This window comes from Pseudomonas sp. JAI120, assembly GCF_014207255.1.
Taxonomy (GTDB): domain Bacteria; phylum Pseudomonadota; class Gammaproteobacteria; order Pseudomonadales; family Pseudomonadaceae; genus Aquipseudomonas.
This window is the reverse complement of sequence record NZ_JACHCZ010000001.1, coordinates 1,813,765-1,832,856: the sequence shown is the minus strand read 5'-3', so window position 1 is coordinate 1,832,856 and position 19,092 is coordinate 1,813,765. Positions and strand designations below refer to the sequence as shown.

Genomic DNA, 19,092 nt, shown 5'->3' with positions numbered 1-19,092 from the left:
ACCCATGTCGAACAAAGATGAGGCGCCCAGCGATCTGATTCGCGCACGGGACGTCGGTGGGTTCGACATCTGGTCGTTGCCCAGCTTCGATCCGCATGTGCCCGAGCCTGAGCCGGAACCGGTGGAAGAACCTCCAGTGGAAATGGAAGAAGTGCCGCTGGAGGAAGTCCAGCCACTGACCCTGGAAGAGTTGGAAAGCATTCGTCAGGAGGCCTACAACGAAGGTTTCGCCGCGGGCGAGAAAGACGGTTTTCGCAGCACCACCCTCAAGGTTCGCCAGGAGGCCGAGGCGGCGCTGAGCGTCAAGCTGGCCAGCCTGGAGCGCCTGATGGGCAGCCTGTTCGCCCCTATCGCCGAGCAGGATTCGCAGATCGAAAAATCCATGGTCGGTCTGGTGCAGCACATCGCCCGCCAGGTGATCCAGCGCGAACTGGTGCTGGATTCCAGCCAGATCGAAAGCGTGATGCGCGAAGCCCTCAAGCTGCTGCCCCTGGGCGTCGGCAATGTGCGGCTGTACATCAACCCGCAGGACTTCGAGCAGGTCAAAGCGATGCGCGAGCGCCACGAAGAAACCTGGCGCATCGTCGAAGATGCGGCGCTGCAGCCCGGCGGTTGCCGGGTCGAGACCGAGCACAGCCGCATCGATGCCACGGTGGAAACCCGCATCAGCCAGATCATGGCCAAGCTGCTTGATCAACAACACGAGCAGGCGCTGAACCCCGCCGAGCCGGACCTGAGCGTAGACCTGGACGCCCCCGATGCGCCTTGATCGCACCAGCTTCGCCAAGCGCCTGGGCGGCTATGCCGAGGCCACCGAATTGCCTGGCCAGCCGATCCTCGAAGGGCGCCTGTTGCGCATGGTCGGCCTGACCCTCGAAGCCGAAGGTCTGCGCGCCGCCATGGGCAGCCGCTGCATGGTGATCAACGACGACAGCTACCACCCGGTGCAGGTCGAAGCCGAAGTGATGGGCTTTTCCGGCAACAAGATTTTCCTCATGCCCGTCGGCAGCCTGGCCGGTATTGCCCCCGGCGCCCGCGTGGTCCCGTTGGCCGACACCGGTCGCCTGCCCATGGGCATGAGCATGCTCGGCCGGGTGCTGGACGGCGCCGGTCGCGCGCTGGACGGCAAGGGCGGCATGAAAGCCGAAGACTGGGTGCCGATGGACGGCCCCACGATCAACCCGCTCAACCGCAACCCCATCAGCGTTCCGCTGGACGTGGGCATTCGCAGCATTAACGGTTTATTGACGGTCGGCCGTGGCCAGCGTCTGGGCCTGTTCGCGGGTACGGGGGTGGGTAAGTCGGTGCTGCTGGGCATGATGACGCGCTTTACCGAGGCCGACATTATCGTGGTGGGCCTGATCGGCGAGCGGGGCCGCGAGGTGAAGGAGTTCATCGAACACAGCCTCGGCGAAGAAGGCCTCAAGCGTTCGGTCGTCGTTGCGTCGCCAGCGGATGATGCACCGCTGATGCGTTTGCGCGCGGCCATGTACTGCACGCGCATCGCCGAATATTTTCGCGACAAGGGCAAGAACGTCCTGTTGCTGATGGACTCGCTCACCCGGTTCGCCCAGGCCCAGCGGGAAATCGCCCTGGCCATCGGCGAGCCGCCAGCCACCAAGGGCTACCCGCCGTCAGTGTTCGCCAAGCTGCCCAAGCTGGTGGAGCGCGCCGGGAATGCCGAGGCTGGCGGTGGCTCGATCACCGCCTTCTACACCGTATTGTCCGAAGGCGATGACCAGCAGGATCCCATCGCCGACTCGGCGCGGGGTGTGCTCGACGGCCACATCGTGCTGTCACGGCGTCTGGCGGAGGAGGGGCACTACCCGGCCATCGACATTGAAGCGTCCATCAGCCGGGTCATGCCGGCGGTGGTCACGCCGGAGCATATGGCCCGCGCGCAGCAGTTCAAGCAGCTGTGGTCGCGTTATCAACAGAGCCGCGATTTGATCAGCGTTGGCGCCTACGTGGCCGGTGGTGACCGCGACACGGACCTGGCGATCGCGCTGCAACCGAAGTTGGTGACCTATTTGCGCCAGGGCCTCAACGACAAGATCAGCATGGGTGAAAGCGAAGCGCATTTGCAGTCCATCTTTGCCCCTGCGCCAGGCGGTTAAGCCATGGCCAACAGCCGCGCAGCGCGCCTGGCCCCGGTGGTGGACATGGCCGAAAAGGCCGAAAAAACCGCCGTCCAGCGCCTGGGTTACTTCCAGGGCCAAGTGCGCTTGGCGGAAAGCAAGCTGGGCGACCTGGAGCGCTTTCGCGGCGAGTACCAGCAGCAATGGATCGAGCGCGGCACCCAGGGGGTGTCGGGCCAATGGTTGATGGGTTACCAGGGCTTTCTCAATCAGCTGGAAACTGCCGTCGGCCAGCAGCGCCAAAGCCTTGCTTGGCACCAGAACAACCTCGACAAGGCCCGCGAGAGCTGGCAGCAAGCCTTCGCTCGCGTCGAAGGGCTGCGTAAATTGGTGCAGCGCTACATCGACGAAGCGCGAGCGCTGGAAGACAAGCGCGAGCAGAAATTGCTCGACGAACTGTCCCAGCGCCTCCCGCGCCAATCACAATACTGACGGTTGCCCGCCCCCCCATTTGATCTGCTGTGTTGCTGGTATCCCATTCGCCTGCTACACCTTGTGTCTATGTCTATGACAAGGAAGCAGTCGCATGTCAATCGAGTCAGAAGTATCCCTGGACGGGAAGAAGTTGACGATCGTAATCAAGGGGCGGTTCGATTTCAGCAGCCACCAGACATTTCGTGACGCTTACGAGCGTTTCTACAAGGTGCCTGAGTTGTATGTGGTCGACCTGAAAGAAACCACTTATATGGACAGTTCGGCCCTGGGCATGCTCCTGCTGTTGAGGGACCATGCCGGCGGCGATGAGGCGGAGGTCCAGGTGATCAACACCAACTCCGATGTGCGCAAAATCCTCGCCATCTCCAACTTCGACAAATTGTTCGACATCAATTGAGCGCCCAGCACCCCGCTGTTGAGCCGCTGACGATCCTGATCGCCGAAGACAGCGCCGCCGACCTGCTGTTGCTGTCGACCATTGTGCGGCGCCAGGGGCATCAGGTGCTCACGGCGACCAATGGCGAGGAGGCCGTTGAACTGTTCGCGCGCGAGCGTCCGCAACTGGTGTTGATGGACGCGATCATGCCCGTGATGGATGGCTTGGCCGCCGCGCGGTGGATCAAGCAGTTGGCGGGGGAAGAGCTGGTGCCGATCATCTTCCTCACGTCCCTGCGCGAAAGTGCCGCCCTGGCCGAGTGCCTGGATGCCGGCGGCGATGATTTCCTGCCCAAACCCTACAACCAACTGATCCTGGCGGCCAAGATCAACGCCATGGACCGCCTGCGTCGGCTGCAAGCCACCATGCTGCAGCAGCGCGACCAGATCGCCAGGCACCATGACTACCTGCTGCGTGAGCAGCGGGCGGCCAAGGCGGTGTTCGATAAAGTCGCCCACTCGGGCTGCATCAACGCGGCGCCGAATATCCGCTACCTGCAATCGCCCTATGCGCTGTTCAACGGTGACCTGCTGCTGGCGGCGTACACGCCGTCGGGTGACATGCACGTGTTGCTCGGCGATTTCACCGGCCATGGCCTGCCGGCGGCGGTGGGCGCCATGCCCCTGGCGGAAGTGTTCTACGGCATGACCGCCAAGGGCTACGGCCTGGCGCAGGTCCTGCAGGAGATGAATGCCAAGCTCAAGCGCATCCTGCCGGTGGACATGTTCTGCTGCGCCACCTTGTTGTGCCTGAGCACGCAGCGGCGGGTGGTGGAGGTGTGGAACGGCGGCATGCCCGAAGGCTATGTGCATGAAGTCGCCAGCGGCAAGCGCACGCCGCTGCAGTCGCGGCATTTGCCGTTGGGGGTGCTGTCGGTGCAAGCCTTTGATGATCGCACCGAAGTCTGGCCGATGGCCCTGGGTGACCGGGTGTTCCTGTTGTCCGATGGTGTGTTGGATACCGCCGACGCCAATGACCAGCTGTTTGGCGTTGAGCGCTTGCAGCAGGTCTTTGCCGCCAACCGTGAGCCCGACCGGCTGTTCGACGACATCGAGCAGGCCCTGGTGGCCTTTCGCGGTGTGACGCGGGATGACGTGAGCATGGTGGAGATCACACTGAGTCCCGGGCAGCCGCTGCGGGCCACCGGGCCGTTGTATGCCGACAGCGGCCAGTCGTGCCCGCTGGATTGGTCGGTGAGTTTCGAATTTCGTGCCGAAACCCTCAAGCGTTACAACCCCTTGCCCTACCTGCTGCAACTGCTGCTGGAGATCCAGGGGCTGCGCGAGCAGAGCGGGGCGCTCTACAGCGTAATGGCCGAGTTGTATTCCAATGCGCTGGAGCATGGTGTGCTGGGCCTGGACTCGCGGCTCAAGCGCGATGCCCAGGGCTTTACCGAGTATTATCGCCAGCGCAATGACCGCCTGGCGCAGTTGAACAGTGGTTATGTGCGGGTGCATGTGCAGGTGGTACCCACCGAGGCGGGCGGCAAGATGACCCTGTGCCTTGAAGACAGTGGGCAAGGGTTCGACGTGGAGCAGGTGCTGGCCCGGCCGCTGGACATCGACTGTCTGTCTGGCCGAGGCTTGAGCCTGGTGCGCCAACTGAGCAGCGAGGTGCGCTGGTCCGACGGCGGGCGCAGTGTCTGCGTAGAGTTTTGCTGGGGGGCTCTGGCATAATCCGCCGATTCTTGATCAGGGAGCGAGCAAGTGGCTGAGATTCATATGGACCCGAACGTGTTGTCGGGTTTGCAGGAGGTCATGGAAGGCGAGTACCCCAAGTTACTCGATACCTTCCTCGATGACTCCCAAAAACGCGTCGAAGCGTTGCGCAAGGCGCGGGACGACGCCAAGGCACTGGGGCGTATTGCCCATAGCTTCAAAGGCAGCAGTGGCAACCTCGGCGCAGTGCGGTTGGCGCATTTGTGCCAGCGGTTGGAGGCGGAGTCCGTTGAGGCTGCGGCGGACCTGGGGGCGCTGGTGGACCAGATTGATCATGAGTTTGCATTGGTGAAGCCGATGTATGAGTCGGAGCGGCAGCGGTTCCAGATTTGATTCCATCAGTTTTAAAACCTGGCCCGACTCTTGCTGTATCTCCTGATACTGCATCCCCGATCCCCATGCAGTGGAGACCTTTACCTATGCCAGTCGCCCCGAATTCGCTTCTTCAGGCTGCCCCTGCGGCCAAGCCTCAAGCGCCTGCCGTCAATCCACCGGCAGTGGCTGCGGACCCACGGGACAAGGGCCCTGGCTTCGCTCAAGTGTTCGCCAGCCAAGGTTCCAAACCCACGGTCAAGGCTGATGACAACTCGGCCAAGCCCACGCGGGACAAGCCTGCCGATGCCAGCGCCAAGCCTGCGGCGGGCAACGACAAACCTGCCGCCAGCACGCCAGTGGTTGCCGATAGCGGCAATACCTTGCCTGCCAAGCCTGCGGCATCGTCCGACGACACTGCCAGCCAGGATGACGATGCACCTGTGGATCCGGCCCTGGCGCAGCAGCCTCCGGTGGACCCGGAGGTCGACCCGGCACTGATTGCCACGGTCACCCCGGTGGTGGTGCCAGTGCCGGTGGAAACCCCGGCACCCGTTGCCGCTGCCAAGGATGATAAGGCCGCACCCGTGGTTGCAGCGCCAATCGCAGCGACCGAGGAAGCCGCGTCGGCCTTCGATCCTGAGGCCGATCCCCTGGACGCCATGCCGGTCGTACGCCTGGCAATGGAGCAGGGCGGGCATGTGTCGGCCAGCAGCCAGGCACCGGCCAAAACCGTCCCGCCGACCACCCAGGACCAGCCAACCGCCGCCCAGAACTTTGCTGCCGGCCTGGCCACCATGGTCGACCAGCAAGCCACCAAGGACAGTACGGACCAGGGCGGCGACAAGGCCTTCAGCGGCTTGATCGAAGGTGGCCTCAAGGACTTGAAGGAGGCCAGCAGCGACACCCGCGTCGATGACTTCGCCAACCGCCTGGCCGCGTTGACCCAGGCGGCCACGCCGAAAACCGCGAATGCCTTGCCGCCGGTGACGAATGCACCGCTGGCCATGCACCAGAGCGGCTGGACCGACGAGATCGTCAACCGCGTGATGTACCTCTCCAGCGCCAACCTCAAGTCGGCGGAGATTCAGTTGCAACCGGCCGAACTCGGGCGCCTGGATATCAAGGTCAACATGACCGCCGACCAGCAGGCCCAGGTCAACTTCATGAGCGCCCACCCGGTGGTGCGCGAGGCGCTGGAAAGCCAGTCCGGCCGCTTGCGGGAGATGTTCGCCCAGCAGGGCATGGGGCAGGTGGACGTGAATGTCTCCGACCAGTCCCGTGGCCAGGAGCAGCAGCAACAGCAGGCCCAGACTGCTGGCGTTAGTCGTGGCGGGCGGGGTGGCGACAGCGGCGACAGCGGCAACCACATTGATGTGGCCGAAGCAGTGGCGCCCGTGACTTCGACGGTGATCGGCTCCAGCGCCGTCGATTACTACGCCTGACTTGAGCCGAGTACAGATCCAAAATGTGGGAGGGGGCTTGCCGCCTCCCACATTGTTTTGTGGTGTTCCTTCGTCTCCGCTTACCAGACAACTCTGGCATAACACTTGCTCTTGCCTTCCCGTAGATCTATGAATCCCCGAATAGTGACGGATTATTGGCATGGCGAAGAGCGACGACGCAGCAAAATCACCCGCACCCGCAGGCAAAGGCAAACTCAAGCTTATCCTGATGATTGTCGTGGGCCTGCTCCTGGCCATCGGCGCCTCGGTGGGCGGCACCTGGTACATCATGCACAGCAGTGCAAGCAAACCGGCACCTGCCGCCGAAACTGCCAGTAACGTCAAGCAACCGGCAATCTTCGAGCCGATGCTTCCGGCCTTTGTCGCCAACTTCAACCAGAACGGTCGCCAACGCTACCTGCAAGTGAGCATCACCTTGCTGGCGCGGAATGCGGCGGACCTGGAGGCGCTCAAGGAGCACATGCCAGTGATCCGCAACAACCTGGTGATGCTGTTCTCCGGGCAGAGTTTCGACGCCCTGGCCACCCCGGTGGGCCAGGAAATGCTGCGCCAGAAGGTCACTGCCAGCGTGCAGGAAGTGGCCCAGAAGGAGCTCGGCAAAGTCGTGATCGAGCAGGCGCTCTTCACTAATTTCGTATTGCAGTAGGATCACCACATGGCCGTGCAGGACCTGCTGTCCCAGGATGAAATCGACGCGCTGTTGCATGGCGTCGACGACGGTCTGGTACAGACTGAAATAGCTGCCGAGCCCGGCAGCGTCAAAAGTTATGACCTGACCAGCCAGGATCGCATCGTCCGTGGACGCATGCCGACCCTGGAGATGATCAATGAGCGCTTCGCCCGTTACACCCGGATCAGCATGTTCAACATGCTGCGCCGCTCGGCGGACGTGGCGGTGGGCGGCGTGCAGGTGATGAAGTTCGGCGAGTACGTGCATTCGCTGTACGTGCCCACCAGCCTCAACCTGGTCAAGATCAAGCCGCTGCGCGGTACCGCGCTGTTCATCCTCGACGCCAAGCTGGTGTTCAAGCTGGTGGACAACTTCTTCGGCGGTGACGGCCGCCACGCCAAGATCGAAGGCCGTGAATTCACCCCCACCGAGTTGCGCGTGGTGCGCATGGTGCTGGAACAGGCATTCATTGACTTGAAGGAAGCCTGGCAGGCGATCATGGAAGTCAGTTTCGAGTACATCAACTCGGAAGTGAACCCGGCCATGGCCAACATCGTCGGCCCCAGCGAAGCCATTGTGGTGTCCACCTTCCACATCGAACTCGATGGCGGTGGCGGCGACCTGCACGTGACCATGCCGTACTCGATGATCGAGCCGGTGCGCGAAATGCTCGACGCCGGCTTCCAGTCCGACCTGGACGACCAGGACGAACGCTGGGTCAAGGCCCTGCGCGAAGACCTGCTGGACGTCGACGTGCCCCTGAGCGCCACCGTCGCCCGTCGCCAATTGCGTCTGCGGGATATTTTGCATATGCAGCCGGGGGACATCATCCCCGTCGAATTGCCGGACGAAATGATCATGCGCGCCAACGGCGTGCCGTCGTTCAAGGTCAAGCTCGGTTCCCATAAGGGCAACCTTGCGCTGCAGGTGGTGGAGTCGATCACCCGTCGCTGAGCCACCGCTGTTGATGTATCCCTATTTATGAATGTTTGCTCCGCCGAGGACATGTAATGGCTACCGAACACGAAAACACTTCCGCCGAAGACCAGGCCCTGGCTGACGAATGGGCTGCGGCCCTGGAAGAAACCGGCGATGTTGGCCAGGACGATATCGACGCACTGCTGGCCGCGGATGCCGCCACAGCACCAGCGGGTAATCGCCTGCCCATGGAAGAATTCGGCAGCGTGCCGAAGAACAACGACCCGGTGACCCTCGATGGGCCGAACCTGGACGTGATCCTCGACATCCCGGTGTCGATCTCCATGGAAGTGGGCAGCACCGACATCAACATCCGCAACCTGCTGCAACTCAACCAGGGCTCGGTGATCGAGCTGGATCGCCTGGCCGGTGAGCCGCTGGACGTGCTGGTCAACGGCACCCTGATCGCCCATGGTGAAGTGGTGGTGGTCAACGAAAAGTTCGGCATCCGCTTGACCGACGTGATCAGCCCAAGCGAACGCATCAAGAAGTTGCGCTGATATGAAACGGCTGATGGTGGGACTGTTAGCCGCGCTGCCATTGGCGGCGTGGGCGGCGGAGCCGGTGGCCCAAGCTGCCGCTGCGCCCGTCGGCGGCAGTGTCGGCGGGCAACTGACGCAGCTGGTGCTGGGCCTGTTGCTGGTGGTCGGCTTGATCTTCGTGTTGGCCTGGTTGATGCGTCGCGTGCAGAGCATCGGTCCGGGCAATGCCCAGGTCATCGAAATGATCGGCTCGCGCGCCCTTGGCCCGCGTGACCGGTTGGTGCTGGTGCAAGTGGGCGAGGAGCAGATCCTGCTGGGCATTACCCCCGGCCGAATCACGCCGCTGCACGTGCTCAAGACTCCGGTGCAAACCACCCAATCCCAGCCCGCCACGCCAGAATTCGCCCAGCGCCTGATGGAGTTGCTGGGCAAGGATCAGAAGGATAAGAAGTAATGCGCGTTTTATTGACGCTCATGCTGTTGCTGGCTGCGCCGTTGGCGTTTGCCGCCGACCCGTTGTCGATCCCGGCGATTACGCTGGGTACCAACGCGGCGGGGGCCCAGGAGTATTCGGTCAGCCTGCAGATCCTGCTGATCATGACAGCGCTGAGCTTTATCCCGGCGTTTGTCATGCTGATGACCAGCTTCACGCGGATCATCATCGTGTTCTCGATCCTGCGTCAGGCCCTGGGCCTGCAGCAGACGCCGTCGAACCAGATCCTCACCGGCATGGCGTTGTTCTTGACGATGTTCATCATGGCGCCGGTGTTCGACAAGGTGAACCAGCAAGCCCTGCAACCGTACCTGGCCGAGACCATCACGGCCCAGGTCGCGATCGACAGGGCGCAAGGCCCGATCAAGGACTTCATGCTCTCGCAGACTCGCTCCAGCGACCTTGAGCTGTTCATGCGCCTGTCCAAGCGCACCGACATCGCGACCCCGGACCAGGCGCCGCTGACTATCCTGGTGCCGGCGTTCGTCACCTCTGAACTGAAGACGGCGTTCCAGATCGGCTTCATGATCTTTATCCCGTTCCTGATCATCGACCTGGTGGTGGCGAGCGTGCTGATGGCCATGGGTATGATGATGCTGTCGCCGCTGATTATTTCGTTGCCGTTCAAGATCATGCTGTTTGTGCTGGTGGACGGTTGGGCGTTGATTATCGGCACTTTGGCCGGCAGTTTCGGAGGGGTGTGATTTGTTAGGTGAAGCAGCATGACCCCAGAAGTCGCCGTTGACCTGTTCCGTGAAGCGCTATGGCTGACCACCGTGATGGTTGCCGTGCTGGTGGTGCCGAGCCTGTTGGTGGGCTTGCTGGTGGCGATGTTCCAGGCCGCGACCCAGATCAACGAACAGACCTTGAGCTTCCTGCCGCGCCTGCTGGTGATGCTGATCACGCTAATTGTCGCTGGCCCGTGGCTGGTGCAAACCTTCATGGAATACATCCTGCAGCTGTACGGCAGTATTCCGCAGTTGATCGGCTGACCGCATGCAATCGCTGCTGGCATTGACCGACACCCAGATCAGCACTTGGGTGGCCTCGTTCATCCTGCCGTTGTTCCGAGTGACGGCGGTACTGATGAGCATGCCGGTGTTCGGTACCACCCTGGTGCCGCGCCGCATCCGCCTGTATTTCGCGGTGGCGATTACCGTGGTGCTCGTGCCCGGCCTGCCGCCGATGCCCCCGGTCAACGCGCTCGACCTCAGTGCCCTGATGCTGATTGCCGAGCAGATCCTGATCGGCTCGCTGCTGGGCTTTTCGCTGCAACTGTTTTTCCAGGCGTTCGTGATCGCCGGGCAAATCATCTCGATCCAGATGGGCATGGGCTTCGCGTCCATGGTCGACCCCACCAATGGCGTGTCGGCGGCAGTGATCGGGCAATTCCTGACCATGCTGGTGACCTTGTTGTTCCTGGCCATGAACGGCCACTTGGTGGTGTTCGAGGTGCTGACCGAAAGCTTCACCACCTTGCCGGTGGGGTCGGGACTGGTGGTCAATCACTTCTGGGAGTTGGTGGGGCGCCTCAGTTGGGTGCTTGGTGCCTCGCTGTTGCTGGTGCTGCCGGCGATCACGGCCTTGCTGGTGGTCAACATCGCGTTTGGCGTCATGACGCGTGCAGCGCCGCAGTTGAACATTTTTTCGATTGGTTTCCCGCTGACCCTGGTATTGGGCATGGGAATTTTCTGGGTCGGCCTGGCCGACATTCTCAATCAGTATCAACCGCTGGCGACCGACGCCTTGCAGTTCTTACGTGATCTGGCACGGGCGCGCTGAGCCATGGCCGAAAGCGAGAGTGGTCAGGACAAAACAGAAGACCCCACGGAGAAACGTAAAAAGGACTCCAGGGAAAAGGGCGAGATTGCCCGTTCCAAGGAGCTCAACACCGTTGCGACCATGATGGCCGGGGCCGGTGCCTTGCTGATCTACGGCGGCGGCCTGGCGCTGGACCTGATGGAGCTGATGAAGCACAACTTCACCTTGCCGCGCGATGTGCTGCTTAACCCCGGCTCCATGGGCCAATACCTGCTGCACTCGGGCAAGATCGCGATATTGGCGGTGCAGCCCATCTTGATCACCTTGCTGCTGGCTGCGCTGATCGGCCCGGTCGCCCTCGGTGGCTGGTTGTTCGCCGCCGGCAGCATGGCGCCCAAGTTCAGCCGCATGAACCCTGCGGCCGGTCTCAAGCGCATGTTTTCCGCCAAGGCACTGGTGGAACTGCTCAAGGCCCTGGCCAAGTTCATCCTGATTCTGTTCGTGGCACTGATGGTGTTGTCAGCCGACATCGACGACCTGCAGCGCATCGCCCATGAACCCCTGGAGTCGGCGATTATCCACAGCGTGCAGGTGGTGGGCTGGAGTGCGCTGTGGATGGCCGCCGGGCTGATCATCATCGCGGCGGTGGACGCACCGATCCAGTTGTGGGAAAGCCACAAGAAACTGCTGATGACCAAACAGGAAGTGCGCGACGAGCACAAGGACCAGGAAGGTCGCCCCGAGGTCAAGCAACGCATCCGCCAACTGCAGCGGGAAATGTCCCAGCGCAAGATGATGGCTTCGGTGCCCGACGCCGATGTGGTCATCACCAACCCGACCCACTACGCCGTGGCTCTCAAGTACGACCCGGAGAAGGGCGGCGCACCGATGCTGCTGGCCAAGGGCAGCGACTTTACCGCGTTGAAAATCCGCGAAATTGCCGTGGCCCACGACATCCTGCTGTTGGAATCACCGGAACTGGCGCGATCAATCTTCTACTCCACCGACCTCGACCAGGAAATCCCCGCAGGGTTGTACCTGGCCGTGGCCCAGGTGTTGGCGTATGTCTATCAGATCCGCCAATACCGCGCGGGCAAAGGCAAGCGCCCGGATCCGCTCAAGGACCTGCCGATTCCGCCGGAATTACGTCGCGATTCCTGATCTCTTACCACTCGTCACTAACGGCCGTCTACCTGTCAACTTTGACAGTAGTCAATCTTATTTCCAGCGCGTTTGATAAGGCTCAGGTCTTAAAAACAAGCAGGGTGGAGAAGGTTAATGGCAACCGGCATCGTAAAGTGGTTCAACGTAGATAAGGGGTTTGGTTTCATCAAGCCGGACGACGGCTCTGAAGATGTATTTGTGCATTACTCGGGGATCGTTTCCAGCGGTTTCAAAAGCCTGGATGAAAACCAAAAGGTCGAATACGTGCTTGCCAATGGTCCCAAGGGACTGCAGGCAACTGAAGTTAAGGCTGTGAACTAGCCGTGGGCGTTAGTTTCGCTGTCGGCAATGAATGTACACCGATCCAACTGTGGGAGGGGGCAAGCCTCCTCCCACAGTTGGATTGTTTACATCCGATAGAACTCGGGCGCCTGTAGCGATCCACCTCCTCAAAAGCAAAGTTGGAAGGCTTCTTGCAATACCGCCTCCAGGACGCCTCCCGGCGTCAAAAGTTTGCTTCAAAGAAACGAGGAATACCGGTGGTGGATCGCTCTCAAATGTTCAGCACGGCCCGTGGCACCCTGACTGACCTCTCCCGAGGCAATCTGGGTGTGCCGTTGTTGTTGCTGGTCATGCTGGCAATGATGATGTTGCCGATGCCGCCGTTCCTGCTGGACGTGTTCTTCACCTTCAACATCGCCCTGTCCGTCGTCGTGTTGCTGGTGTGCGTCTACGCCCTGCGGCCGCTGGATTTCGCGGTATTCCCCACGATCCTGCTGGTGGCAACCCTGTTGCGCCTGGCGCTGAACGTGGCGTCCACCCGCGTGGTGATGTTGCACGGCCAGGATGGCCACGCCGCCGCCGGTAAGGTGATCCAGGCCTTCGGTGAGGTGGTGATCGGCGGTAACTATGTGGTCGGTGTCGTGGTGTTCGCGATCCTCATGATCATCAACTTCGTGGTGGTGACCAAGGGTGCCGGCCGTATTTCCGAGGTGAGCGCGCGCTTTACCCTCGACGCCATGCCCGGCAAGCAGATGGCCATCGATGCCGACCTCAACGCCGGCTTGATCGACCAGAACCAGGCCAAGACCCGACGCCTGGAAGTGGCCCAGGAAGCCGAGTTCTACGGCTCCATGGACGGTGCCAGCAAATTTGTGCGCGGTGACGCCATTGCCGGGCTGCTGATCCTGTTCATCAACCTGATCGGTGGTATTGCGGTCGGGATCTTCCAGCACGGCATGACTTTCGGCGATGCGGGCAAGGTATACGCCTTGCTGACCATCGGTGACGGTTTAGTGGCGCAATTGCCATCACTGTTGTTATCTACAGCTGCCGCCATCATGGTGACCCGTGCTTCGGGCTCCGAAGACATGGGCAAGCAGATCAGCCGGCAGATGTTTGCCTCGCCCAAGGCCCTGGCCGTAGCGGCGGGCATCATGGCGATCATGGGCATCGTGCCGGGCATGCCCCACTTCTCATTCCTGAGCATGGCGGCCCTGGCCGGCGGCGCTGCCTACCTGTTCTGGAAAAAGCAGAATGCGGTCAAGGTCCAGGCCCTGCAAGAAGTTGCGCGCCAGCAGGAACTGCTGCCATCGCCAGCCCGCGCCCAGGAAACCAAGGAGTTGGGCTGGGACGACGTGACCCCGATCGACATGATCGGCCTGGAAGTCGGCTACCGCCTGATTCCGCTGGTAGACCGCAATCAGGGCGGCCAATTGCTCGCGCGGATCAAGGGCGTGCGCAAGAAGCTGTCCCAGGACCTGGGTTTCCTGATGCCTACCGTGCATATCCGCGACAACCTCGACCTGGCCCCGAGTGCCTACCGCCTGACCCTGATGGGCGTGATCCTGGCCGAAGCCGAGATCTACCCGGACCGCGAGCTGGCGATCAACCCCGGCCAGGTGTTCGGCAGCCTCAACGGCATTACCGCCAAAGATCCGGCTTTTGGCCTGGAGGCGGTGTGGATCGAAATCAGCCAGCGCAGCCAGGCGCAGTCCCTGGGCTACACCGTGGTGGACGCCAGTACCGTGGTCGCCACTCACCTCAACCAGATCCTCTACAAGCACTCCCACGAGCTGATCGGCCACGAAGAAGTCCAGCAATTGATGGGCTTGCTCGGCAAGGCCTCGCCAAAACTGGCGGAAGAACTGGTGCCGGGCGTGCTGTCGTTGTCGCAACTGCTCAAGGTGCTGCAGGCGCTGCTGGCCGAACAGGTGCCGGTACGCGACATCCGCAGCATTGCCGAGGCTATCGCCAACAATGCCGCCAAGAGTCAAGATACTGCCGCGTTGGTGGCGGCGGTGCGTGTCGGATTGTCCCGCGCAATCGTGCAAAGCATTGTAGGGCTTGACTCCGAGCTGCCTGTGATCACCTTGGAACCAAGGTTGGAACAGATATTGCTCAATAGTATTCAGAAGGCAGGACAAGGCCAGGAAGAGGGCGTTCTGCTGGAACCAAGCATGGCTGAGAAACTGCAGCGTTCGTTGATCGACGCCGCACAGCGCCAGGAAATGCAGGGCCAACCGGTGATTCTGCTGGTGGCGGGTCCGGTCCGGGCGATGTTGTCGCGGTTTGGACGTCTGGCAGTACCGAATTTGCACGTCTTGGCTTATCAGGAAATTCCTGACAACAAGCAAGTGACTATCGTCGCGACAGTAGGGCCCAACGGCTGAGGGTAGTGGGTTATGCAAGTTAAGCGTTTTTTCGCCGCCGATATGCGTCAGGCCATGAAACTGGTCCGCGATGAGCTGGGCGCCGATGCCGCGATTATCGGTAACCGTCGTATTGCCGGCGGTGTCGAGCTGACGGCTGCCCTGGACTACACCCCCTCGGCATTGGCGCCGCGTGTGCCGAACATGGAACTTGAAGACGAGCTGCGCAAGACCGCTTCGCGCATCGTCTCGGCCCAGGCTGAACTGAGCATGCGTGGCGACAGCGATGCCACCACCAATCGCCAGTTGTTTGCCGGCCTGCCGCTGACCGCCGCCGAGCCGCTGGTTGAGCCAACGTTCATCGAACCGCCGCGTCCTGCTGCGCCAGCCCCGGCCTCCGCAGTCGACCAGCGTGTCTTCGACTCGATGCGTTTTGAACTCAACGGCCTGCGCGAACTGCTGGAAGTGCAACTGGGCTCGCTGGCCTGGACCCAACTGCAAGGCAGCAAACCGCAACAGGCCAACCTGTGGCGCCGCCTGCAACGCATCGGCCTGTCCGGCCCGTTGTCCCGCGACCTGCTGGCCCTGACCACCGAAATCGAAGAGCCTCGCCAGGCCTGGCGCATGTTGCTGGCCCACCTGGCGCGGATGATCAGCACCCCGGAAATCGAACCCCTGGAAGAGGGCGGCGTGATTGCCATGGTCGGCCCTGCCGGCATGGGCAAGACCACCACCCTGGCCAAGCTGGCGGCGCGTTATGTGCTCAAGTACGGCGCGAATAACATCGCGCTGGTGAGCATGGACAGCTACCGCATCGGCGCCCAGGAACAGCTCAAGACCCTGGGCCGCATCCTCAATGTGCCGGTCACCCACGTCGACCCGGGCCAGTCCCTGGCCAACGCGCTCGATCCGCTGCTGCGCAAGCGTGTGGTGCTGATCGACACCGCCGGCCTGCAAGCCAGTGATCCGGCGTTGCGCATGCAACTGGAAAGCCTGGCCGGGCGTGGCATCAAATCGAAAAATTACCTGGTGCTTGCAACCACCAGCCAGAAACAGGTTCTTACCGCTGCTTACCATAGCTACAAGCGTTGCGGTCTGGCCGGTTGCATCCTGACTAAACTGGATGAAACCGCGAGCCTGGGCGAAGTGTTGAGCCTGGCTATCAGCCATGAACTACCGGTTGCCTATCTGACCGACGGGCCGCGGATCCCGGATGACTTGCATCTGCCGCGCCGTCATCAGTTGGTCAGCCGCGCCGTCAGCGTGCAAATGCAAGAAGAGCCTAGCGAGGAAGCGATGGCCGATATGTTCGCCGACCTTTACCACAACCCGGCAAAACGGGTGGGTTGAGGCGCGATGAATACCGTGAAATGTACCTACATCGATGGTCTGCAAGCGATTCACGCGGCCAAGCCATGTAGCCTGCGTCTAAGCAAGACAAGGTAAAGAAATAAAATGGGCAGCATGCATCCCGTACAGGTGATCGCGGTGACCGGCGGCAAAGGTGGCGTCGGAAAAACTAACGTGTCAGTGAATTTGTCCCTGGCCCTGGCAGAGCTTGGCCGTCGCGTCATGCTGCTGGATGCTGACCTGGGACTGGCGAACGTCGACGTTCTGCTGGGGCTGACCCCCAAACACACCCTTGCCGATGTGATCGAGGGGCGTTGTGAGCTGCGCGATGTGCTGCTCCAGGGCCCTGGCGGGATCCGCATCGTGCCGGCTGCCTCCGGCACCCAGAGCATGGTGCACCTGAGCCCGGCGCAGCATGCCGGCCTGATCCAGGCCTTCAGTGACATCGGCGACAACCTCGACGTGCTGGTGATCGACACCGCCGCCGGGATCGGCGAGTCCGTGGTCAGCTTCGTGCGCGCGGCGCAGGAAGTCTTGCTGGTGGTCTGCGATGAACCCACCTCGATCACCGACGCCTACGCCCTGATCAAACTGCTTAACCGTGACTACGGCATGAACCGCTTCCGCGTCCTGGCTAACATGGCCCAGAGCCCGCAGGAAGGTCGCAACCTGTTCGCCAAGTTGACCAAGGTCACGGATCGCTTTCTCGATGTCGCCTTACAATACGTCGGTGCAGTTCCCTACGACGAGTGTGTGCGCAAGGCTGTGCAAAAGCAGCGTGCAGTCTACGAAGCGTTCCCTCGTTCCAAATGCGCATTGGCGTTCAAGGCTATTGCCCAGAAGGTCGATACCTGGCCGTTGCCTGCCAACCCTCGGGGGCATCTGGAGTTTTTCGTCGAGCGATTGGTGCATCAGACGAGCGCAGGACCGGTGCTATGACAGCGAACGGCTATAACGCATACAAGAAGTCTGCCCGTGACAGCCAGGGCGAGTTGATCGAGCGCTATGCGCCACTGGTCAAGCGGATTGCCTATCACCTGCTGGCACGCCTGCCCGCCAGCGTCCAGGTCGAAGACCTGATCCAGGCGGGCATGATCGGCCTGCTCGAAGTGTCGACCAAGTACGACGCGAGCAAGGGCGCGAGTTTCGAGACGTATGCGGGGATCCGCATCCGTGGCGCGATGCTCGACGAAGTGCGCAAAGGTGACTGGGCACCGCGTTCGGTGCACCGCAATACACGCATGGTCAGTGACGCAATTCGTGCAATTGAAGCAAAAACCGGTCGCGACGCTAAAGATCACGAAGTTGCGGCCGAACTCCAATTGAGTCTCGACGATTATTACGGGATTTTGAACGATACCTTGGGCAGCCGCCTGTTCAGTTTCGACGACCTGTTGCAGGACGGCGAACACGAAGGGCTGCATGAGGACGGCGCGAGCACGCATATGGAGCCGTCGCGTGACCTGGAAGATGAGCGTTTCCAGGGGGCGTTGGCGGACGCCATTGCCAACTTGCCGGAGCGTGAGCGGTTGGTGTTGGCGCTGTACTACGACGAAGAGCTGAACCTCAAGGAAATCGGTGAGGTCCTGGGGGTCAGCGAATCGCGTGTCAGCCAGTTGCACAGCCAGTGCGCGGCCCGCTTGCGGGGGCGTTTGGGAGAGTGGCGAGCGCGCTGACAGGCAGTGTGGGGAGCACTGCAAAGCGATACCGCGAAGGTGATTGGCCTTCGCGGGTTCGACCCGTGGTGCCCCTGGCAGTCCTTGTTGTGTATGCCTGTTGATTGAAATGGCGCGTCCAGGTGCTGGGCGCGTTTAAGACTGCTTGGAGGTCGAATTGGACAAGAACATGAAAATCCTCATCGTTGATGACTTCTCAACGATGCGGCGGATCATAAAAAACCTGTTGCGTGACCTGGGGTTCACAAACACGGTCGAGGCGGATGATGGCCTTACGGCGATTCCGATCCTCAACAGCGGGAGCATCGACTTTCTGGTAACGGACTGGAACATGCCGGGCATGACCGGTATCGACTTGTTGCGCCACGTGCGTGCCGACGAAAAATTGCGCAGCCTTCCCGTGTTGATGGTGACCGCCGAAGCCAAACGTGAACAGATCATCGAAGCTGCCCAGGCCGGGGTTAACGGTTACGTGGTCAAACCATTCACTGCACAGGCCTTGAAAGAGAAGATCGAAAAGATCTTCGAACGCATCCACGGCTGATGCCATCGCGGGGGAGCTATGGAGCATAAAGAAACGTCACAGGGCGACTTTGAGTCGACCCTGAAAAAGCATGCTCACCAGTTGGTCGACAGCCTTGAAAAAGGCCATTTCGGCGACGCGGTGCAGTTAATCCATGAGCTTAACCAGACCCGTGACCGCGGCCTGTACCAGGAAGTGGGCAAGCTCACACGCGAGCTGCACAGTGCAATCGTCAATTTCCAGATTGACCCGCACATGCCCCAGGCCGAAGAGATTTCGCAGATCACCGACGCCACCGAACGCCTGTCCTATGTGGTCAGGCTGACTGAGGCGGCGGCCAACCGCACCATGGACCTGGTGGAAAACGCCACGCCCCTGGTCAACGGCATGGCCACGGAAGCCCAGGCGCTCAGCGTTGACTGGGGCCGCTTCATGCGCCGTGAAGTCGGTGCAGAAGAGTTTCGTGAGCTGGCCCGTCGGGTCGAAGGGTTCCTGTCACGCAGCGAGCAGGAAAACCGCACGGTTTCCAGCAACCTCAATGACATTCTGCTGGCCCAGGATTACCAGGACCTGACCGGTCAGGTGATCAAGCGTGTGACCCAGTTGGTCACCGAAGTGGAAAGCAACCTGCTCAAATTGGTACTCATGGCCGGCCAGGTAGACCGTTTTGCCGGCATCGAACATGACCGCGAAGCGATCCTTTCTGAAAAAGATCCACAAAAACATCTCGCCAAGGGTGAAGGTCCGCAGATTCATGCCGATAAACGTGAAGACGTTGTGTCAGGTCAGGATGACGTAGATGACCTGTTATCCAGTTTAGGCTTCTAAGGAGCACCCAC

The 19,092-nt window shown here is 61.3% G+C and carries 22 protein-coding genes; all 22 read left to right on the top strand.

Features of this window, described 5'->3' with window-relative positions:
- The first annotated feature begins 4 nt into the window (after window positions 1-4).
- The 22 genes from fliH (at window position 5) to HDC32_RS08540 (ending at window position 19,081) form a co-directional block, all read left to right on the top strand.
- Entirely contained in the window at window positions 5-769 is a 765-nt protein-coding gene (gene fliH / locus HDC32_RS08645) for a flagellar assembly protein FliH (protein WP_184743554.1), read from the top strand.
- A complete protein-coding gene (gene fliI / locus HDC32_RS08640; protein WP_131698572.1) occupies window positions 759-2,117 on the top strand; it encodes a flagellar protein export ATPase FliI in 1,359 nt (452 codons plus the stop codon). Before fliH ends, fliI begins: the two co-directional genes overlap by 11 nt.
- Before the next feature lie 3 nt (window positions 2,118-2,120).
- Window positions 2,121-2,570 (top strand): flagellar export protein FliJ, encoded by a 450-nt coding sequence (fliJ, locus tag HDC32_RS08635; protein ID WP_027603853.1) that lies wholly within the window; start codon window positions 2,121-2,123, stop codon window positions 2,568-2,570.
- Window positions 2,571-2,664: 94 nt separating this feature from the next.
- Entirely contained in the window at window positions 2,665-2,970 is a 306-nt protein-coding gene (locus HDC32_RS08630) for an STAS domain-containing protein (protein WP_131698571.1), read from the top strand.
- The gene (locus HDC32_RS08625) at window positions 2,967-4,685 is read left to right on the top strand and encodes a fused response regulator/phosphatase (protein WP_184743551.1); all 1,719 of its coding nucleotides are present in this window, start codon (window positions 2,967-2,969) and stop codon (window positions 4,683-4,685) included. Before HDC32_RS08630 ends, HDC32_RS08625 begins: the two co-directional genes overlap by 4 nt.
- Before the next feature lie 30 nt (window positions 4,686-4,715).
- Complete coding sequence (locus HDC32_RS08620) at window positions 4,716-5,060, top strand: Hpt domain-containing protein (protein WP_131698569.1); 345 nt, start codon at window positions 4,716-4,718, stop codon at window positions 5,058-5,060.
- An 86-nt stretch (window positions 5,061-5,146) separates the two neighbouring features.
- Window positions 5,147-6,484: a flagellar hook-length control protein FliK gene (locus tag HDC32_RS08615; RefSeq protein WP_131698568.1), complete on the top strand. Its 1,338-nt coding sequence runs from the start codon at window positions 5,147-5,149 to the stop codon at window positions 6,482-6,484.
- 160 nt (window positions 6,485-6,644) lie between these two features.
- Window positions 6,645-7,151 (top strand): flagellar basal body-associated protein FliL, encoded by a 507-nt coding sequence (fliL, locus tag HDC32_RS08610; protein WP_184743548.1) that lies wholly within the window; start codon window positions 6,645-6,647, stop codon window positions 7,149-7,151.
- A 9-nt stretch (window positions 7,152-7,160) separates the two neighbouring features.
- Entirely contained in the window at window positions 7,161-8,129 is a 969-nt protein-coding gene (gene fliM, locus HDC32_RS08605) for a flagellar motor switch protein FliM (protein ID WP_131698566.1), read from the top strand.
- Between the two features lie 56 nt (window positions 8,130-8,185).
- Entirely contained in the window at window positions 8,186-8,653 is a 468-nt protein-coding gene (gene fliN / locus HDC32_RS08600) for a flagellar motor switch protein FliN (protein ID WP_027603860.1), read from the top strand.
- 1 nt (window position 8,654) lies between these two features.
- Window positions 8,655-9,089, top strand: a complete 435-nt coding sequence (fliO, locus tag HDC32_RS08595) for a flagellar biosynthetic protein FliO (protein WP_131698565.1) — start codon at window positions 8,655-8,657, stop codon at window positions 9,087-9,089.
- Window positions 9,089-9,832, top strand: a complete 744-nt coding sequence (gene fliP / locus HDC32_RS08590; RefSeq protein WP_053133261.1) for a flagellar type III secretion system pore protein FliP — start codon at window positions 9,089-9,091, stop codon at window positions 9,830-9,832. Before fliO ends, fliP begins: the two co-directional genes overlap by 1 nt.
- An 18-nt stretch (window positions 9,833-9,850) precedes the next feature.
- Window positions 9,851-10,120, top strand: coding sequence for a flagellar biosynthesis protein FliQ (gene fliQ / locus HDC32_RS08585; protein WP_027603863.1), 270 nt, complete (start codon window positions 9,851-9,853; stop codon window positions 10,118-10,120).
- A gap of 4 nt (window positions 10,121-10,124) precedes the next feature.
- The gene (gene fliR, locus HDC32_RS08580; protein ID WP_027603864.1) at window positions 10,125-10,910 is read left to right on the top strand and encodes a flagellar biosynthetic protein FliR; all 786 of its coding nucleotides are present in this window, start codon (window positions 10,125-10,127) and stop codon (window positions 10,908-10,910) included.
- 3 nt (window positions 10,911-10,913) lie between these two features.
- Window positions 10,914-12,050, top strand: a complete 1,137-nt coding sequence (gene flhB / locus HDC32_RS08575; protein ID WP_131698564.1) for a flagellar biosynthesis protein FlhB — start codon at window positions 10,914-10,916, stop codon at window positions 12,048-12,050.
- 117 nt (window positions 12,051-12,167) lie between these two features.
- On the top strand, window positions 12,168-12,374 hold the full coding sequence (locus tag HDC32_RS08570) for a cold-shock protein (RefSeq protein ID WP_131698563.1): 207 nt from the start codon (window positions 12,168-12,170) through the stop codon (window positions 12,372-12,374).
- A gap of 236 nt (window positions 12,375-12,610) precedes the next feature.
- The gene (gene flhA / locus HDC32_RS08565) at window positions 12,611-14,725 is read left to right on the top strand and encodes a flagellar biosynthesis protein FlhA (protein ID WP_221461931.1); all 2,115 of its coding nucleotides are present in this window, start codon (window positions 12,611-12,613) and stop codon (window positions 14,723-14,725) included.
- 12 nt (window positions 14,726-14,737) lie between these two features.
- On the top strand, window positions 14,738-16,054 hold the full coding sequence (flhF, locus tag HDC32_RS08560) for a flagellar biosynthesis protein FlhF (RefSeq protein WP_184743542.1): 1,317 nt from the start codon (window positions 14,738-14,740) through the stop codon (window positions 16,052-16,054).
- A gap of 105 nt (window positions 16,055-16,159) precedes the next feature.
- Complete coding sequence (fleN, locus tag HDC32_RS08555) at window positions 16,160-16,993, top strand: flagellar synthesis regulator FleN (protein WP_003192912.1); 834 nt, start codon at window positions 16,160-16,162, stop codon at window positions 16,991-16,993.
- On the top strand, window positions 16,990-17,730 hold the full coding sequence (fliA, locus tag HDC32_RS08550) for an RNA polymerase sigma factor FliA (protein ID WP_065924972.1): 741 nt from the start codon (window positions 16,990-16,992) through the stop codon (window positions 17,728-17,730). The genes fleN and fliA overlap by 4 nt, the downstream gene beginning before the upstream one ends.
- A gap of 169 nt (window positions 17,731-17,899) precedes the next feature.
- Window positions 17,900-18,274: a chemotaxis response regulator CheY gene (locus tag HDC32_RS08545; protein ID WP_160385018.1), complete on the top strand. Its 375-nt coding sequence runs from the start codon at window positions 17,900-17,902 to the stop codon at window positions 18,272-18,274.
- Window positions 18,275-18,292: 18 nt separating this feature from the next.
- Window positions 18,293-19,081 (top strand): protein phosphatase CheZ, encoded by a 789-nt coding sequence (locus HDC32_RS08540; RefSeq protein ID WP_090399987.1) that lies wholly within the window; start codon window positions 18,293-18,295, stop codon window positions 19,079-19,081.
- Window positions 19,082-19,092 lie beyond the last annotated feature (11 nt).

Excerpts from the sequence above, each read along its gene's own strand:
- fliH (WP_184743554.1), top strand. The coding sequence starts at position 5 with ATGTCGAACAAAGATGAGGCGCCCAGCGATCTGATTCGCGCACGGGAC.
- fliI (WP_131698572.1), top strand. The coding sequence starts at position 759 with ATGCGCCTTGATCGCACCAGCTTCGCCAAGCGCCTGGGCGGCTATGCC.
- fliJ (WP_027603853.1), top strand. The coding sequence starts at position 2,121 with ATGGCCAACAGCCGCGCAGCGCGCCTGGCCCCGGTGGTGGACATGGCC.
- HDC32_RS08630 (WP_131698571.1), top strand. The coding sequence starts at position 2,665 with ATGTCAATCGAGTCAGAAGTATCCCTGGACGGGAAGAAGTTGACGATC.
- HDC32_RS08615 (WP_131698568.1), top strand. The coding sequence starts at position 5,147 with ATGCCAGTCGCCCCGAATTCGCTTCTTCAGGCTGCCCCTGCGGCCAAG.
- fliL (WP_184743548.1), top strand. The coding sequence starts at position 6,645 with ATGGCGAAGAGCGACGACGCAGCAAAATCACCCGCACCCGCAGGCAAA.
- fliM (WP_131698566.1), top strand. The coding sequence starts at position 7,161 with ATGGCCGTGCAGGACCTGCTGTCCCAGGATGAAATCGACGCGCTGTTG.
- fliN (WP_027603860.1), top strand. The coding sequence starts at position 8,186 with ATGGCTACCGAACACGAAAACACTTCCGCCGAAGACCAGGCCCTGGCT.
- fliO (WP_131698565.1), top strand. The coding sequence starts at position 8,655 with ATGAAACGGCTGATGGTGGGACTGTTAGCCGCGCTGCCATTGGCGGCG.
- fliP (WP_053133261.1), top strand. The coding sequence starts at position 9,089 with ATGCGCGTTTTATTGACGCTCATGCTGTTGCTGGCTGCGCCGTTGGCG.
- fliQ (WP_027603863.1), top strand. The coding sequence starts at position 9,851 with ATGACCCCAGAAGTCGCCGTTGACCTGTTCCGTGAAGCGCTATGGCTG.
- fliR (WP_027603864.1), top strand. The coding sequence starts at position 10,125 with ATGCAATCGCTGCTGGCATTGACCGACACCCAGATCAGCACTTGGGTG.
- flhB (WP_131698564.1), top strand. The coding sequence starts at position 10,914 with ATGGCCGAAAGCGAGAGTGGTCAGGACAAAACAGAAGACCCCACGGAG.
- HDC32_RS08570 (WP_131698563.1), top strand. The coding sequence starts at position 12,168 with ATGGCAACCGGCATCGTAAAGTGGTTCAACGTAGATAAGGGGTTTGGT.
- flhA (WP_221461931.1), top strand. The coding sequence starts at position 12,611 with ATGTTCAGCACGGCCCGTGGCACCCTGACTGACCTCTCCCGAGGCAAT.
- flhF (WP_184743542.1), top strand. The coding sequence starts at position 14,738 with ATGCAAGTTAAGCGTTTTTTCGCCGCCGATATGCGTCAGGCCATGAAA.
- fleN (WP_003192912.1), top strand. The coding sequence starts at position 16,160 with ATGGGCAGCATGCATCCCGTACAGGTGATCGCGGTGACCGGCGGCAAA.
- fliA (WP_065924972.1), top strand. The coding sequence starts at position 16,990 with ATGACAGCGAACGGCTATAACGCATACAAGAAGTCTGCCCGTGACAGC.
- HDC32_RS08545 (WP_160385018.1), top strand. The coding sequence starts at position 17,900 with ATGAAAATCCTCATCGTTGATGACTTCTCAACGATGCGGCGGATCATA.
- HDC32_RS08540 (WP_090399987.1), top strand. The coding sequence starts at position 18,293 with ATGGAGCATAAAGAAACGTCACAGGGCGACTTTGAGTCGACCCTGAAA.